Genomic DNA, 14,379 nt, shown 5'->3' with positions numbered 1-14,379 from the left:
ACGGCGGGGCGACGCGAGACGCGAGGCGCACAGGGAGAAAGGCAGACGGGCGGATGCCGAAGCATCCGCCCCTCTCCAGGGATCCGGGCTCAGTAGTGGACCGAGACCTCGGTACCGCGGTAGGCCCAGTCGTACAGCTCCTTGGCCTGCGGGATGGTCATGTTGATGCAGCCGTGGCTCATCGGCGTGCCGAAGTTGTTGTGCCAGTACGTGCCGTGGAAGCCCTCGTCGCCGTTGAAGTACGCGACCCAGGGGACGTCCTTGGTGCAGTAGTCGTAGCCGGGGACGCAGCCCATGTCCTGCATCGCGGTCTTCCAGCCGATGCGGAAGTTACCGGTGTGGGTGGCGTGATCGCCCGCGCCCGACGAGATCGTGTACGTGCGGTACACCTGGCCGTTCTGCCACAGCGTGGTGGTCTGCGTGCTGAGGTTGACGTCGATGCGGCGCTCGGTCTTGGTGGTGTCGAACGGCGTCTCGGTCACGGGCAGGGCGTAGCGACCGTTGCCCTCGGTGAGCTGCTTCGCGAAGGCTGCGGCCACCCCACTGGTGTCGCCGAGCGCGCGGCCCGTCTGCCCCTCGGTGAGCGCCTTGATGACCTCTCCGCCGGTGTCGACGATCACGTCGGCGTTGACGGCGGCGCGGTCGACCGCGCCCGGGAGGCCCGCGACGGCGGACTGGATCGCGGCCTGATCAGCCGAGATGGCGAAGTCGCCCTTGCCGTCGGGGGTGACCGTGAGCCACGAAGCGGCGGTCGCGCGGTCGACGGGGACGGTGCGCTCCTCGCCGACGTAGAAGCCGACCGAATCCAGGATGCCGTTGAGCGTGGCGACAGCGGCACCGGCCTCGTCGGTCGAGACGGGGGCGTCGACGGGCACGAGGCTCGCGGTGACGGTCGCGGTGCTCTGGCCCGCGTCGAACGCGGACTGGAGGGCCGCTGTCACGGCGGCGACGTCGATGCCCTCGCCGGCTTCGGCGGGGGTGGCGACGTACGCCTGCGAGCCCGCGTCGTACGCGATGGAGGCGTCGACGGGCGCGCGGTAGGTGCCGGGGGCGCGGCTCTTCAGCGCGGTGGCGGCCTCGTCGGCGTTCACCTGCACCTGCACGCCGGTTCCCTCGGGGAACCACGAAGCGGGCTTCCACATGGGGTTGTCGGCGAAGGCCTTGTCGGCGAGGGCGGCGGCGTCGACGGTCGCGCCGAGGTCGGCTCCCGTGACGGTGACAGCGCCGGCGGGGGAGTCGACGGTGATCGCGGTCTCGGCCAGGCGGTTCGAGATCGCCTGGGCGGCGGCGCCGGCGGTCAGGCCGCCGATCTGTACGCCCGCGACCGATGCACCCGGTGCGATCAGCACGAGGGAGGCGGCGATGAGAGCCACGGCCGTCGCGCCGGCGGGGATGCCGATCCAGAGGCCGGAACGGTTCTTGCGCTTCGTCGGCTCGGGCGGTGCCCAGGCGTAGGTCGCGCCGTCGGTGCCAGGTGCGCCGTCGGTCATAAGTCAAACCCCCCGATAGTCAGTCTTCCCATGCTACGAGCGGATGTTGCGCGTACACCGTGAGCAATATCACGGTCTGATCACGTCGGTGGCGCGACGCGGCCGGAGCGGCCACGCAACGCACCGCTCAGGGGGTGAAGACCTTGCCCGGATTCAGGATGCCGAGCGGGTCGAAGACCCGCGCGATGTCGCGCTGCAGAGCCCACTGGTCGTCGCCGAGCTCGTCGGCGAGCCAGCGCCGCTTCAGCACGCCGATCCCGTGCTCTCCGGTGAGGGTGCCGCCCAGCGCCAGTGCCGCGCGGAAGAGTTCCTCGGCCGCCTCCCACACGATCGGCGGCACCTCGGGCCCCTCGAACACGAAGTTGGGGTGCAGGTTGCCGTCGCCCGCGTGGGCGACCGCGGGGATGACGAGGCCGAACTCGCGCTCGATCCGCGCGATCTCGTCGAACATGTCGGGCAGGGCGCTGCGCGGCACCGACACGTCTTCGATGAGGGTCGTGCCGAGGGTCTCCATCGCGGGATGCATCGCGCGGCGGACGGCCAGTAGCGCCTCGCCCTCGGCGGCGTCCGCGGCGACGGTCACCGTGCCTCCGGCGGCGCGCAGCACCTCGGCGACCGCGCGCGCCTCGTCGACGGCAACGGGTCCGTCGGTCTGCACGGTCAGCTGGGCGGCGCCGGCGACGGGGGCCGGCAGCGACAGCAGGCGGTGCACGGCCGCGAGGCTCGTGGCATCCATCAGCTCCATGATCGCGGGCTGGATACCGGATGCCGAGACCGCGGCCGACGCGACGGCGGCGGCCCGCACGCCCTCGAACAGAGCCGTGAGGGTCACGCGCTCGCCCTCGACGAGGCGACGGAGCTTCAGGGTCGCGCCGACGACGACGCCGAGCGTGCCCTCCGACCCGATGACCAGGGAGGTCAGGTCGAGGCCGGTCACGCCCTTCACACTGCGGTGACCGAGGTGGAGGAGGCGTCCGTCGGCGAGCACCAGGTCGACGCCGAGCACCGCGTCGCGCACCACGCCGTACTTCGCGCACAGCAGGCCGCCCGCGCCGGTGGCGATGTTGCCGCCGACGGTCGAGATGGCCCGACTCGCGGGATCCGGCGCCCACCACACCCCGTACGGTTCGAGCTGCGCGTTGAGATCGGCGTTCAGGATGCCGGGTTCGACGATTGCCAGCAGATCGTCGGGGCGTACCTCGAGCATGCGGTCCATGCCGCGCAGCGACAGGCTGATTTCGCCGCCGCCGGTGTTCGCGCCTCCGGCGAGGCCGGTGCCCGCTCCGCGAGGGACCACCGGAGTGCGGGTGGCCGTGGCGACGCGCATGACCGCTTGGACATCGGCGACGGATGCCGCGTGCACGACGCCGAGGGGGAGTCCCTCGGCCGCGTGGCCCGACTTGTCGGCCCGCGCGGCGTCGAGGGCCGCGGGCGAGGTGTCGACACGCTCGCCGAGCTCGGCCCGCAGAAGCGTGAGCGTGCGGTCAGCCGCCGCCCGGGAGCGCGCGGACGGCGCGGAATCCGCCGTCCCGTCGGGCGTCATGCCAGGCGCCGGCGGCCGTTCAAAGCGCCCAGGACGACGGCGACGATCGCGAAGACGAGGCCGATCCAGGCCTGCCCCATGCTCCACCAGGCCACCGTGGCGGCGGCGTAGACGAACAGTTCGACGAGGGCGCGCACGAAGGGGTGCACGGCGAGAACGGCGCGCGGCGAGACGAAGAGCGCCCACACCAAGATCGCCAGGGCCGGGGCGCCGATGCCGGCCACGATGTTCCAGGGGAACGGCCAGGCCAGGAAGCCCCAGACCGCGAGGGTCACGAAGGCGAACAGGCCGCAGACGACGCTGCCGATCTCCCACGCCGACGGCCGGGGGCGCATGCCGGGAGCGAGAGGCGCCTGGGCGCGGACGTTGCGGGAGTCGGTCACCCCGCCATTTTACGCGGGCCTCGGGCCGCGGCATCCGCGATCCCTCGGCGTCGAGCCGACGGCGCCGCGATCGAGGCCCGGCCGAAGGGACCGGACCCCGGTGGGGCGGAACCTGTGGAGGAACGGTGGATGCCACGACGCGTGGGGCCCGGAGGGGTTTACCCGCTAAAGTGGCACCGTCGCGACTGGCGTTGAGGTGGGGAACCACCGGGGAGCGACCGCTTGACGGTATTCGACCGCACGCCTGGGTCGATGCGGTATCTACGCGGGCTCGCCGAGCCCGCGGCATCCGGAACCATCGTCAAGGAGATCGCATGACCGATCCGTACTTCAACGCCCCCCTCTCCGAGGTCGACCCCGAGATCGCCGAGGTCCTCGAGCGCGAACTCAACCGCCAGCGCGGTTTCCTCGAGATGATCGCGTCCGAGAACTTCGTGCCCGTGTCGGTGCTGCAGTCGCAGGGCTCGGTGCTGACGAACAAGTACGCCGAGGGCTACCCCGGTCGTCGCTACTACGGCGGTTGCGAAGAGGTCGACGTCGCCGAGTCGCTCGCCATCGAGCGCGCCAAGCAGCTGTTCGGCGCCGAGTTCGCCAACGTCCAGCCCCACTCGGGCGCCTCGGCCAACGCCGCGGTGCTGCACGCGATCGCCCGCCCCGGTGACACGCTGCTGGGCCTCGCCCTCGACCAGGGCGGTCACCTGACCCACGGCATGAAGATCAACTTCTCGGGCCGTCTGTACGACATCGTCGCCTACGGCGTCGACCCCGAGACCAGCATCATCGACATGGACGAGGTGCGCCGCCTCGCCCTCGAGCACAAGCCGAAGGTCATCATCGCCGGCTGGTCGGCCTACCCCCGCCAGCTCGACTTCGCCGCCTTCCGCGCGATCGCCGACGAGGTGGGCGCGCTGCTGTGGGTCGACATGGCGCACTTCGCCGGTCTCGTCGCCGCGGGCGTGCACCCCTCGCCTATCCCGCACGCCCACGTCGTCTCGACCACCGTGCACAAGACGATCGGCGGCCCCCGCTCGGGCCTCATCCTCACCAACGACGCCGACCTGGCCAAGAAGATCAACACCGCGGTCTTCCCCGGCCAGCAGGGCGGACCGCTCATGCACGTCATCGCCGCGAAGGCGACGGCGTTCAAGCTCGCGATGACGCCCGAGTTCACAGAACGCCAGGAGCGCACCCTGCGCGGAGCAGCGATCCTCGCCGACCGCCTCACGCAGGACGACGTGAAGAACGCCGGCATCGCCGTGCGCTCGGGCGGCACCGACGTGCACCTCGTGCTCGTCGACCTGCGCGAGGCCGAGATCGACGGCAAGCAGGCCGAAGACCTGTTGCACGACATCCACATCACGGTCAACCGCAACGCGGTGCCGAACGACCCGCGGCCGCCGATGGTGACCTCGGGCCTGCGCATCGGCACCCCGGCGCTCGCGACCCGCGGCTTCGGTGACGCGGAGTTCACCGAGGTGGCCGACATCATCGCGCTCGCGCTGATCCCCGGCACCGACGTCGAGGCCCTGCGCGCGCGCGTCGCGACCCTCGCCGACGCCTTCCCGCTGTACCCCGACCTGCAGCAGTGACCCCCGGCCGGGGCGGGGCTGCTGAGGCGGCCCCGTCCCGGTGGGCGGCCGCTCTTCGCGCGGCGCCGGGTCCCGGCATCCGGCCCCCGCTTCCCGCCGCGCAGCCCGCGCGTCGCATTCGCGCGGCGCCCAGCCGCGACAAACGCTCTTCCTTCCGAAACACGGTGCGAGGCGGCGTGTCTCGACAGGATCGGCGTTTATCGCTGAGGGGGTTGCGGGGCGGCGACTTCGCGACACCACGAACGACAGACACAGAACGAGGGATGCCATGACGGCGACGATTCTCGACGGTAAGGCCGCGTCGGCGGCGATCAAGGCGGAGCTCACCGAGCGCGTCGCGGCCCTGCGCGCGAAGGGCGTGGTCCCCGGTATCGCGACGGTGCTCGTGGGCGCCGATCCCGCCTCGCAGCTGTACGTCGGCATGAAGCACAAGCAGTCCGAGGCGATCGGCATGAACTCGATCCAGGTCGAGCTGCCCGCCGAGGCCACGCAGGACGAGGTCGAGGCCGTCATCGACCGGCTCAACGCCGACCCCGCGTGCCACGGCTACATCGTGCAGCTGCCGCTGCCGAAGCACATCGACACCGACGCCATCCTCGAGCGCATCGATCCGGCGAAGGATGCCGACGGCCTGCACCCCACGAACCTCGGTCGTCTGGTGCTCAACGTCAACGCCGCGATCCACACGCCCCTGCCGTGCACGCCGCGCGGGGTCATCGAGCTGCTGCTTCGCAACGGCTACGACCTGAAGGGCAAAGAGGTCGTCGTCGTTGGACGCGGCGTGACCATCGGCCGCTCTATCGGGCTGCTGCTGACCCGCCGCGAGATCAACGCCACCGTGACCCTCACCCACACCGGCACCGCCGACCTGGCGAAGCACCTGCGGGAGGCCGACGTGATCGTCGCCGCCGCCGGCGTGAAGCACATCGTGCGCGCGGAGGACGTCAAGCCCGGCGCGGCCGTCCTCGACGTGGGTGTCACGCGCGAGACCGATCCCGAGACCGGGAAGTCGCGCGTGTACGGCGACGTGCACCCCGACGTCGCCGACGTAGCCGGCTTCGTCTCGCCGAACCCCGGCGGGGTTGGACCCATGACCGTGGCCCTGCTGATGACCAACGTCGTCGAGGCGGCGGAGCGCGCCACCACCCCCTGACGGTGAACCACGGCATGCCGCCGGTTGAACAGACGGAGCGTCGCACGCAATGGGGAGGCGCGAGCGCGTGCGACGTGGCAAGGTTTTCTCATGACTGAGTCCGTGCTGAACGACCTCCTCCGCCGCGTCACCGAGAGCGGCCTGCTCGAAGACGCCCAGATCGACGAAGACAGCGTCATCGGTTCCGGACACCTGGATGCCGCCGGCGTCGAGGTGGAGGTCGACCTCGACCCCGAGATCGACGAAGACGAAGCCCCCGACCTCGACGCGATCATGAGCAACCTCAAGGACGTGCTCTCGGTCGGCGAGGAGCGTTGGCGCGCCATCGTCGAAGAGATCTCGAGCGACATCGAAGACGCCCTCGATGACGACGAGCTCGATGCCGACGTCGACCTGCGCACCGACCTCGAGGCGATCGGCGTGGGCGTGTTCGCCGACGCGATCATCGTGGTCTTCGCCGGTCAGACCTCGTTCCCCGACGCTCTCGTGCACGTGCAGCTCACGCCCGAGCTCGAGGTCGAGGACATCGAGATCATCGGCGACGACGACGAAGACGACGACGAAGACGCCGACGAGGACTGACTCCCGTTCGAAAGGGCCGCGCCGCATCGGCGCGGCCCTTTCGCGTTCTCAGGCGGTGCCGCCGAGGGAGCCCTTCATCGACGTGATCCGCGCCTGCTCGTCGAAGTCGAAGGTGACCGAGCCGGACGAGTCGGTGACGACGGCGCCCGAGAACGCCTCGTCGGTCCACGTCATGCTCCACCCGGCCAAGCGCGCGAGGTTCCACACGGCTCCGCGCGGATCGGCGGGCGTCGTGGTCGACAGGATGCGTGGCATCCGGATCATCGCTTCGGCGACGGTCAGCGCGGGCAACGGGGCATCGAGAAGCAGCACCGCGCGCGTGCCGGATTCACCCGAGGGTGCGGAGTAGTACGCCGAGCGGCCGGTGATGTCGACGGCGGCTCCGGCGATCTCGTGCGAGACCTGCGCGATCCAGTCGGCGTCGCCCGGGGCATCCGCGGGGAACGGAACCTCGGGTGAGGTGAGCTCGGCGATCCCGTGGGTCTCGCCGTAGGCGCGCAGCTGCGCGGCTACTCCCTGATCGCCGCCTCCCGCGGGGTGCGCCCACCCCCACAGCACGGAGCGGGGACCGGGGGCGATCGACGCGATGAGGTGCGCGCCGCAGACGAATCGGCGGGTCGGGTCGGTGGTCGACGAGAACGCGAACGTCCCCGTCGCGAGGTCGACGTCCCATCGGTGGTCGCCGAGCTCCTCGGCCGCCTGGCCCAGTGCGTCCTGGCGGAGGGCGGTGAAGAACGAGGCGCGGTCGGCGAGAGCCCGGAGAGTCGGATAAGTCGTCACCGCTCCACGCTAGACCGGTCGCTCGGGATCGCACGGACGAAACGAGGACTCGCCCTCGAAACGGCGAAGGGCCGGACGAGTGATCGTCCGGCCCATCGCCGTTCTCAGGACGCGGTCGGCGCTCAGACGATCGCGGCGCGGAGCTCGGCCGCGGCGGCGCCCACATCGGAAGCGCTGTAGATGGCGCTGCCGGCGACGGCGACCTGCGCGCCCGCCTTCTGCACGTCGGCGATGCTCGACGCGTTGACGCCCCCGGCGACCGAGAACGGCACGCCCGAGGCTTCTCCGTCGCGCAGCAGCGTGGCGAAGGTGAAGCCCTCCTCGGCCTGCTCGTCGAGGCCGGCGTGCATCTCGACGAACTCGACGCCGAGGGCGATGACCTCCTTCGCGCGGGCCGGCTTGTCGGCGACCCCGATGAGGTCGACGACGACGCCCTTGCCGTGCTTCTTGGCGGCGGTGACGGCTCCGATGATCGTGCTGTCTCCGGCGCTGCCGAGCACCGTCACGAGGTCGGCTCCGGCGCCGAAGGCGATGTCGGCCTCGAGCTCGCCGGCATCCATCGTCTTCAGATCGGCGAAGACGATCTTGTCGGGGTGCGCCTTCTTGATCGCGGTGATGGCCGACAGGCCCTCGCTCTTGATGAGCGGGGTGCCGAGCTCGAGGATGTCGACGTGCGGGGCCGCGGCGGCGGCGAGGTCGAGGGCGGCCTCGGTGGAGAGGGTGTCCATGGCGAACTGCAGCTTCATTGGGTGTCCTGACTGTCGGGGTGGAGGGTCATTCGAGGTTCGCGTGGCGGGGCCACAGGTCGTCGGCCGAGAGGCCCGAGCGCCGCCAGAGCGCGTCGAACATCGCGTCGCCGACGAGCACGACGGCCTGCTCGAACAGGCCGCCGGCGTATTGGGTGGAGGCCGTGCCCGAGCGGTCGAGCTTCGTCGCGGCGGGGACCACGACGAGGGCGTCCGCCGCCTGCCCGAGGGGCGAGTCGGGAGCGGTGGTGATCGCCACGATGCGGGCGCCGACCTCGGTGGCCGTCTCGACGGCGCGGACGATCGCGGTCGTCGTTCCCGAGCCGCTGGCGGTGAGCAGCACATCCCCGGCGCGGATCGCGGGGGCGGTGGTCTCGCCGACGACGTGCACGGCGAGGCCGAGGTGCATGAGGCGCATCGCGGTCATCTGCAGCGCGAGGCCCGAGCGGCCGGCGCCGAGGACGAACACGCGGTCGGCGCCGCCCAGCACCTCGAGCACGTCGTCCACGCTGTCGCCGGTGGCCAGGCGGTCGACGACCGAGGTCAGCTCGCCCGCGATGCGGGAGAGGGATGCCGCGATGCCGGCGTCGGGGGAAGTCATGGCCCCATGCTTCGCCGGCGGAGCGGCGCTCATGGCCGGTCGACGGCACAGGTCGACCTACCCGATCGGGTAGGTGCCGATCCGTCGGCTAGGTTTGGGCGGGTGAAGCCGTCCGTCGAGTTGTCGTCCCCCGCGTCTCGCGCCCTCGTCATCGAGCACGAACGCATCGTCGCCGAGCAGGCCGACCGCCACGCCGTGACCCTCGAATCGGTGCTGGCGATCCTGCGGTCCACGCGCCTCGACGACCGCGCGGCACGCGCCCTGGCCGTGGAGACCGCGGCCGCCGCCCTCGTCGTGCTGCGGACCTCCACCGATCAACATCGCAGCGCCCTGCTCGAGCCCGTCACCGGGGCCTTCGCCCGGTTGCGCACCGACCTTCGCCCGCTCGTTCGACACGGCGACCTCGACGTGCAATTCGTGGAGCCGCCGGCGACCGGGCGCGCCCTGCCGGGTGAAGTCGCGCACGAGGCCCGGGCGATCGTTCGCAGCGCCGTGCTCGCCCTGCTCGACCGGGGTACTCCGCACCGCGTGCGCATCCAATGGGATTGCGACGGGCTCAACCTGCTCATCGGCATCCGCGACGACGGAGCAGGCACCCTCACCGCTCACGACGACTCGCTGGGACCGATCGTCGAGCGGGTCAGCGCGCTCAACGGGGCGTTCGACGTCGCTTCGACCCCCGGGTGGGGGTCGGAGCTCTCGGTCGTCCTGCCGCTCGATCCGCCGCCGCGACCCGACTTCCTCGACGAAGCGGTCGATCTCAGCCCCCGCGAGAGCGAGGTACTCAGCCTGGTCGTGGCCGGCTCACGCAACCGCGCGATCGCCGAACGCCTCGGCATCAGCGAGAACACCGCGAAGTTCCACGTGTCGAATCTGCTGCGCAAAGCCGGGGTCTCGACCCGCGCCGAGCTCGCGGCCCTCGGGACGGCGCGCGCTCAGTAGCTCTCGCGCTGCTCCGCGCGGGCGGTGACGAAGCGTGCCGCCAGCGCCTCCGACGCGCGGGCGAGCAGAGCCACGTCGGCGCCGACCGCGACGAAGTCCGCGCCGGCGTCGAGGTAAGCCTCGGCCACCGCGGGGTCGAAGGCGTTCACGCCGACCGGGGTCCCGGCATCCGTCGCGGCGGCGAACACGCGATGCACCGCGGCCACGACGTCGGGGTGCGACTGCTGCCCGAGCAGGCCCATCGAGGCCGAGAGGTCGCTGGGGCCGACGAAGACGGCATCCACTCCCTCGACCGTCGCGATCGCGGCGGCGTTGTCGACGCCCGTCGTCGTCTCGATCTGGACCGTGAGAGAGACGTGCTCGGCGCCCTCGGCGAGATAGCCGTCGACCCGGTTCCAGCGGGCGCTGCGGGCGAGGGCGCTGCCGACTCCGCGCACGCCCTGGGGCGGGTAGCGCGTGGCGGCGACCGCGGCGCGTGCCTCGTCGGCGGTCGAGACCATCGGCACGATGAGGTTCTGCGCGCCCAGGTCGAGCACCCGCTTGATGGTCACGGGGTCGTTCCACGGCACGCGCACGACCGGGGTGACCGGATAGGCGGCGGCCACCTGCAGCTGAGTCAGCACCGATTCCAGCGAGGTCGCGGAGTGCTCCATGTCGAGCAGCAGCCAGTCGAGGCCCGAGCCCGCGGCGATCTCGGTGATCGTGGCGTTTCCCGAGCACACCCACATGCCCGCGAGGGGGCGATCGGATGCCGCGAGGGCGGCCCGGAAAGTCGGGGTCAGACGAAGCGGCACGAGATCGTTCCCATCGGTCCGTAATCGCACAGCACGTCGTCGCCCTGCGACACCCACATCGGGCGCGTGAACGATCCTGCCAGGATGATCTCGCCCGCCTCCAGGCGCGCGCCGTGCTGGTGGAACTTGTTCGCCAGCCACGCCACCCCGGTCGCCGGGTGGCCGAGGACGCCCGCGGCGACGCCGGTCTCTTCGATCTCGCCGTTGCGGCTCAGCACGCCCGGGACCCACCGCAGGTCGATCTCGTCGGGGCGCTTGTGCACATCGCCGAGCACCATCGCCCCGTAGGCGGCGTTGTCGCTGATCGTGTCGACGATCGTGCGGCCCTCGAGCTCGATGTGCGAGTTGAGCACCTCGAGCGCAGGTACGGCGTAGTCGATCGCGGCGAGGGCGTCGTCGAGCGTGCAATCGGGACCCTCGAGCGGGGTCTTCAGCACGAACGCCAGTTCGACCTCGATGCGTACGTTCGAGAACAGGGCGACCGGGATCTCGTCTCCCGAGCGGTAGACCGTGTCGTCGAACATCACGCCGTAGTCGGGCTCGGTGATGCCCGTCGCCTGCTGCATCGCCTTCGACGTCAGGCCGATCTTGCGCCCGACGAGGGTGCGACCCGCGGCGATCTGCCTATCGCGCCAGCGGCCCTGGATTGCGTAGGAGTCTTCGACCACGGCATCCGGATACCTCGCCGTGATCCGCGGGATCACCGCGTGCGCGCGATCGGCCTCGGCGAGCTCGGCCGCGATGGCGTCGATCTGTGCGTCGGTGAGCATGTGTTCCTCTCGGTGCGGCGGACACAACGCAGGAGATCGACCGTGCCGCGAGCGGAATCGGCCGCTGCCGGCCCTTTCGCCGCACGGATCTCCTGCGTTGTGCCTCGGCGCGGTCGGTGCCGGCGGGCGCTCGCCGCCGGAGTCGGTGCGGGAGCCCGCCCGGACACACCGCAGGAGATGCCGCGTGCGATGGGCACACCGACGCGGCCACCTGCGGCGGCGCGGTGAGAACTCCTGCGTTGTGTCACGGTGGGGCGGGTCAGAGCTGGTTGCCGAGCTTGAACTCGGCCGGGGCGGATGCCGCGGGCTCGGGGGCGCGGGTGTAGCTGAAGCCGTCGGCGCCGATGGTCACGGCCATCTCGCTCGAGTCGGTGCGGGCGCGCACCGGCTGCGGGTTGCCGTCGAGGTCGAGCACGAGCGAGCCCTCGGTGTACCACGACGGCACGACGGGGTTGCCCCACCAGTCGCGGCGCTGGTTGTCGTGGACGTCCCAGGTGATGACGGGGTTGTCGGGGTCGCCGGTGTAGTAGTCCTGCGTGTAGACCTCGACGCGGTGCCCGTCGGGGTCGCGCAGGTACAGGTAGAACGCGTTCGAGACGCCGTGGCGACCGGGGCCGCGTTCGATGGCATCCGATCGACGAAGGGCGCCGAGCTTGTCGCAGATCGCGAGGATGTTGTGCTTCTCGTGCGTCGCGAAGCACACGTGGTGCATGCGGGGGCCGTCGCCGCCCGTCATAGCGGTGTCGTGCACGGTGGGCTTGCGGCGCATCCAGGCCGCGTATACGGTGCCCTCTTCGTCCTGGATGTCCTCGGTCACGCGGAAGCCGAGCGACTGCATGAAGTTCACCGCGCGCGGCACGTCGGGGGTGATCTGGTTGAAGTGGTCGAGACGCACGAGCTCGCCGGGGGAGTGCAGGTCGTAGCGCCACGACAGGCGCTCCTGGTGCTCGGTGTCGAAGAAGAACTCGTACGGGAAGCCGAGGGGGTCGACCACGCGCACCGAGTCGCCGATGCCCTTCGTGAAGCCGTTCGGCTCGCGGCGCACCTCGCAGCCGAGCTCCGTGTAGAACGCGACGGCCCTGTCGAGGTCGTCCGCCGCGCGCACGCGGTACGAGAACGCCGCGACGGCCGCGACCGGGCCCTTCCGCAGCACCAGGTTGTGGTGGATGAACTCCTCGGTCGAGCGGAGGTAGATCGCTTCGTCGTCCTCTGCGGTGACGTGCAGCCCGAGGATGTCGACGTAGAAGACACGGGATGCCGCGAGGTCGGTCACCACGAGCTCCATGTACGCGCAGCGCAGGATGTCGGGTGCGGGTGAGGCAGGCGTGGGGATGGGGTTGTCCGACTGGATCGGTGCCTCTTCGGTCACCCAGAACCCGGAGGAGGTCTTCTGCTCTTCGGTGTGTTTTGACATGGTTCGCATCCTTGCGTGTGTGTCGGCGTCTCGGGGTCGGGCGGGCTCAGTGCGCCTGCGCCTTGCCGAAGGTCGGGTTGTGGGCGCCGCCGAGCGTGATGTGCACGGCCTGCTGGTCGGTGTAGAAGTCGATCGAGCGGTAGCCGCCCTCGTGGCCCAGGCCCGAGGCCTTCACGCCGCCGAAGGGCGTGCGCAGGTCGCGGACGTTGTTGGAGTTCAGCCACACCATGCCGGCCTCGACGTTCTGCGCGAACAGGTGCGCGCGCGTGAGGTCGTTGGTCCAGACGTAGGCGGCCAGGCCGTACTTCGTGTTGTTGGCCAATGCGAGGGCCTCGTCGTCGGTGTCGAAGGGGGTGATCGCCACGACGGGTCCGAAGATCTCCTCCTGGAAGATGCGGGCGTCGGGGGCGACGTCGGCGAACACCGTGGGGCGCACGAAGTTGCCCTCGTCGAAGCCCTCGGGGCGGCCGCCGCCGGCGACCAGGCGTCCCTCGGTCTTGCCGAGCTCGACGTACGACATGACCTTGGCGTAGTGCTCGGGGTGCACGAGGGCGCCGACCTCGGTGTCGGGGTCGTCGGGGAAGCCGACCTTCACGCGGTCGGCCTGAGCGGCGTAGCGCTTGACGAACTCGTCGTAGACCGAGCGCTCCACGAGGATGCGGCTGCCCGCGGTGCAGCGCTCGCCGTTGAGCGAGAAGACGCCGAAAATGGTCGCGTCGATCGCGGCGTCGAGGTCGGCGTCGGCGAAGACGATGGCCGGGCTCTTGCCGCCCAGCTCCATCGAGAGGCCCTTGAGGAAGGGCGCCGAGTTGGCGAAGATCAGCTGGCCCGTCGAGCTCTCACCGGTGAATGAGATCAGCGGCACCTCGGGGTGCTTCACGAGCGCGTCGCCGGCGTCTTCGCCGAGGCCGTTGACGAGGTTGAACACGCCCTCGGGCAGGCCCGCCTCTTCGAAGATCCCGGCCCACAGCGACGCCGACAGCGGGGTGAACTCGGCGGGCTTGAGCACCACGGTGTTGCCGGTGGCGAGCGCGGGACCGAGCTTCCACGACTCGAGCATGAAGGGGGTGTTCCACGGCGTGATGAGGCCCGCGACACCGATCGGCTTGCGGTTGACGTAGTTGAGCTGACGGCCCGGCACCTTGAAGGCGTCGTCGGTCTGGGCCACGATCAGGTCGGCGAAGAAGCGGAAGTTCTCGGCCGCGCGCCGGGCCTGACCGAGCGCCTGCGTGATCGGCAGGCCCGAGTCGAACGACTCGAGCTCGGCGAGGCGCTCGTCGCGCGACTCGACGATGTCGGCGATGCGGTGCAGCACGCGCGAGCGCTCGCGCGCCAGCATCCGGGGCCAGGGTCCCTCGGTGAAGGCCTTGCGTGCGGCCGCGACGGCGAGGTCGATGTCGGCCTTCTTGCCGGCGGCGGCCTGCAGGTAGGTCTGGTTGGTCACCGGGTCGAGCACGTCGAAGGTGTCGCCGTCGACCGAGTCGACGAACCGGCCGCCGATGTAGTGCTGGATGCGCTCGGGCAGATCGGCCGGGATCCGGCGGGCGGTGGTGAGCGGGGTGGTCATGGGTGCTCCTTCGGTGAAGAGGGGG

Annotated in this window: 14 protein-coding genes and 1 riboswitch; of the genes, 4 read left to right on the top strand and 10 right to left on the bottom strand. The window is 70.9% G+C overall.

What is annotated here, in order from left to right; all coding sequences use genetic code 11:
• Window positions 1-89 precede the first annotated feature (89 nt).
• From QBE02_RS07040 to QBE02_RS07030, 3 genes are all read right to left on the bottom strand, one after another.
• Window positions 90-1,490 carry a L,D-transpeptidase family protein gene (locus QBE02_RS07040; protein ID WP_279367677.1) on the bottom strand — a complete coding sequence of 467 codons (1,401 nt, stop codon included), beginning with the start codon at window positions 1,488-1,490 and terminating at the stop codon, window positions 90-92.
• 127 nt (window positions 1,491-1,617) lie between these two features.
• Window positions 1,618-3,033: an FAD-binding oxidoreductase gene (locus QBE02_RS07035; protein ID WP_279367676.1), complete on the bottom strand. Its 1,416-nt coding sequence runs from the start codon at window positions 3,031-3,033 to the stop codon at window positions 1,618-1,620.
• Entirely contained in the window at window positions 3,030-3,416 is a 387-nt protein-coding gene (locus QBE02_RS07030; protein WP_279367675.1) for a YrdB family protein, read from the bottom strand. The genes QBE02_RS07035 and QBE02_RS07030 overlap by 4 nt, the downstream gene beginning before the upstream one ends.
• Before the next feature lie 171 nt (window positions 3,417-3,587).
• Window positions 3,588-3,673, top strand: a riboswitch (ZMP/ZTP riboswitch).
• Window positions 3,674-3,730: 57 nt separating this feature from the next.
• Between QBE02_RS07030 and glyA the strand changes: the two genes are divergently transcribed.
• The 3 genes from glyA to QBE02_RS07015 all read left to right on the top strand — a co-directional run bounded on the left by glyA (window position 3,731) and on the right by QBE02_RS07015 (window position 6,740).
• The gene (gene glyA, locus QBE02_RS07025; protein WP_279367674.1) at window positions 3,731-5,005 is read left to right on the top strand and encodes a serine hydroxymethyltransferase; all 1,275 of its coding nucleotides are present in this window, start codon (window positions 3,731-3,733) and stop codon (window positions 5,003-5,005) included.
• 268 nt (window positions 5,006-5,273) lie between these two features.
• Entirely contained in the window at window positions 5,274-6,158 is an 885-nt protein-coding gene (locus QBE02_RS07020; RefSeq protein ID WP_279367673.1) for a bifunctional methylenetetrahydrofolate dehydrogenase/methenyltetrahydrofolate cyclohydrolase, read from the top strand.
• A 90-nt stretch (window positions 6,159-6,248) separates the two neighbouring features.
• Window positions 6,249-6,740 (top strand): cytochrome C5, encoded by a 492-nt coding sequence (locus QBE02_RS07015; protein ID WP_279367672.1) that lies wholly within the window; start codon window positions 6,249-6,251, stop codon window positions 6,738-6,740.
• 48 nt (window positions 6,741-6,788) lie between these two features.
• Here the strand turns inward: QBE02_RS07015 and QBE02_RS07010 are convergent, their stop codons facing one another.
• From QBE02_RS07010 to hxlB, 3 genes are all read right to left on the bottom strand, one after another.
• Entirely contained in the window at window positions 6,789-7,520 is a 732-nt protein-coding gene (locus QBE02_RS07010) for a DUF6882 domain-containing protein (RefSeq protein WP_279367671.1), read from the bottom strand.
• A gap of 122 nt (window positions 7,521-7,642) precedes the next feature.
• Window positions 7,643-8,266, bottom strand: a complete 624-nt coding sequence (hxlA, locus tag QBE02_RS07005; protein WP_141375260.1) for a 3-hexulose-6-phosphate synthase — start codon at window positions 8,264-8,266, stop codon at window positions 7,643-7,645.
• A 28-nt stretch (window positions 8,267-8,294) separates the two neighbouring features.
• Window positions 8,295-8,867, bottom strand: coding sequence for a 6-phospho-3-hexuloisomerase (hxlB, locus tag QBE02_RS07000; protein WP_279367670.1), 573 nt, complete (start codon window positions 8,865-8,867; stop codon window positions 8,295-8,297).
• A gap of 102 nt (window positions 8,868-8,969) precedes the next feature.
• Between hxlB and QBE02_RS06995 the strand changes: the two genes are divergently transcribed.
• Window positions 8,970-9,809, top strand: a complete 840-nt coding sequence (locus QBE02_RS06995) for a helix-turn-helix transcriptional regulator (RefSeq protein ID WP_246077935.1) — start codon at window positions 8,970-8,972, stop codon at window positions 9,807-9,809.
• On the opposite strand, the gene QBE02_RS06990 is transcribed toward QBE02_RS06995, so the two are convergent.
• The 4 genes from QBE02_RS06990 to hpaE form a co-directional block, all read right to left on the bottom strand.
• Complete coding sequence (locus QBE02_RS06990; protein ID WP_279367669.1) at window positions 9,803-10,603, bottom strand: HpcH/HpaI aldolase family protein; 801 nt, start codon at window positions 10,601-10,603, stop codon at window positions 9,803-9,805. The genes QBE02_RS06995 and QBE02_RS06990 overlap by 7 nt on opposite strands.
• The gene (locus tag QBE02_RS06985) at window positions 10,588-11,373 is read right to left on the bottom strand and encodes a fumarylacetoacetate hydrolase family protein (protein ID WP_279367668.1); all 786 of its coding nucleotides are present in this window, start codon (window positions 11,371-11,373) and stop codon (window positions 10,588-10,590) included. The genes QBE02_RS06990 and QBE02_RS06985 overlap by 16 nt, the downstream gene beginning before the upstream one ends.
• Window positions 11,374-11,632: 259 nt before the next feature.
• Window positions 11,633-12,787: a 3,4-dihydroxyphenylacetate 2,3-dioxygenase gene (gene hpaD, locus QBE02_RS06980; protein WP_279367667.1), complete on the bottom strand. Its 1,155-nt coding sequence runs from the start codon at window positions 12,785-12,787 to the stop codon at window positions 11,633-11,635.
• A gap of 46 nt (window positions 12,788-12,833) precedes the next feature.
• Window positions 12,834-14,354, bottom strand: a complete 1,521-nt coding sequence (hpaE, locus tag QBE02_RS06975; RefSeq protein ID WP_279367666.1) for a 5-carboxymethyl-2-hydroxymuconate semialdehyde dehydrogenase — start codon at window positions 14,352-14,354, stop codon at window positions 12,834-12,836.
• Window positions 14,355-14,379 lie beyond the last annotated feature (25 nt).

Origin of the sequence: Microbacterium testaceum (assembly GCF_029761935.1) — a bacterium.
GTDB classification, from domain to species: domain Bacteria; phylum Actinomycetota; class Actinomycetes; order Actinomycetales; family Microbacteriaceae; genus Microbacterium; species Microbacterium testaceum_A.
Note: the sequence above shows the minus strand (reverse complement) of the source record. Positions and strands in the feature narration are given on the sequence as shown.

Bases quoted from the DNA above. Each gene is read 5' to 3' on its own strand.
- QBE02_RS07020 (WP_279367673.1), top strand. From the start codon at position 5,274: ATGACGGCGACGATTCTCGACGGTAAGGCCGCGTCGGCGGCGATCAAG.
- QBE02_RS07015 (WP_279367672.1), top strand. From the start codon at position 6,249: ATGACTGAGTCCGTGCTGAACGACCTCCTCCGCCGCGTCACCGAGAGC.
- QBE02_RS06985 (WP_279367668.1), bottom strand. From the start codon at position 11,373: ATGCTCACCGACGCACAGATCGACGCCATCGCGGCCGAGCTCGCCGAG.
- hxlA (WP_141375260.1), bottom strand. From the start codon at position 8,266: ATGAAGCTGCAGTTCGCCATGGACACCCTCTCCACCGAGGCCGCCCTC.
- glyA (WP_279367674.1), top strand. From the start codon at position 3,731: ATGACCGATCCGTACTTCAACGCCCCCCTCTCCGAGGTCGACCCCGAG.
- QBE02_RS07035 (WP_279367676.1), bottom strand. From the start codon at position 3,033: ATGACGCCCGACGGGACGGCGGATTCCGCGCCGTCCGCGCGCTCCCGG.
- QBE02_RS07040 (WP_279367677.1), bottom strand. From the start codon at position 1,490: ATGACCGACGGCGCACCTGGCACCGACGGCGCGACCTACGCCTGGGCA.
- hpaD (WP_279367667.1), bottom strand. From the start codon at position 12,787: ATGTCAAAACACACCGAAGAGCAGAAGACCTCCTCCGGGTTCTGGGTG.
- hxlB (WP_279367670.1), bottom strand. From the start codon at position 8,867: ATGACTTCCCCCGACGCCGGCATCGCGGCATCCCTCTCCCGCATCGCG.
- hpaE (WP_279367666.1), bottom strand. From the start codon at position 14,354: ATGACCACCCCGCTCACCACCGCCCGCCGGATCCCGGCCGATCTGCCC.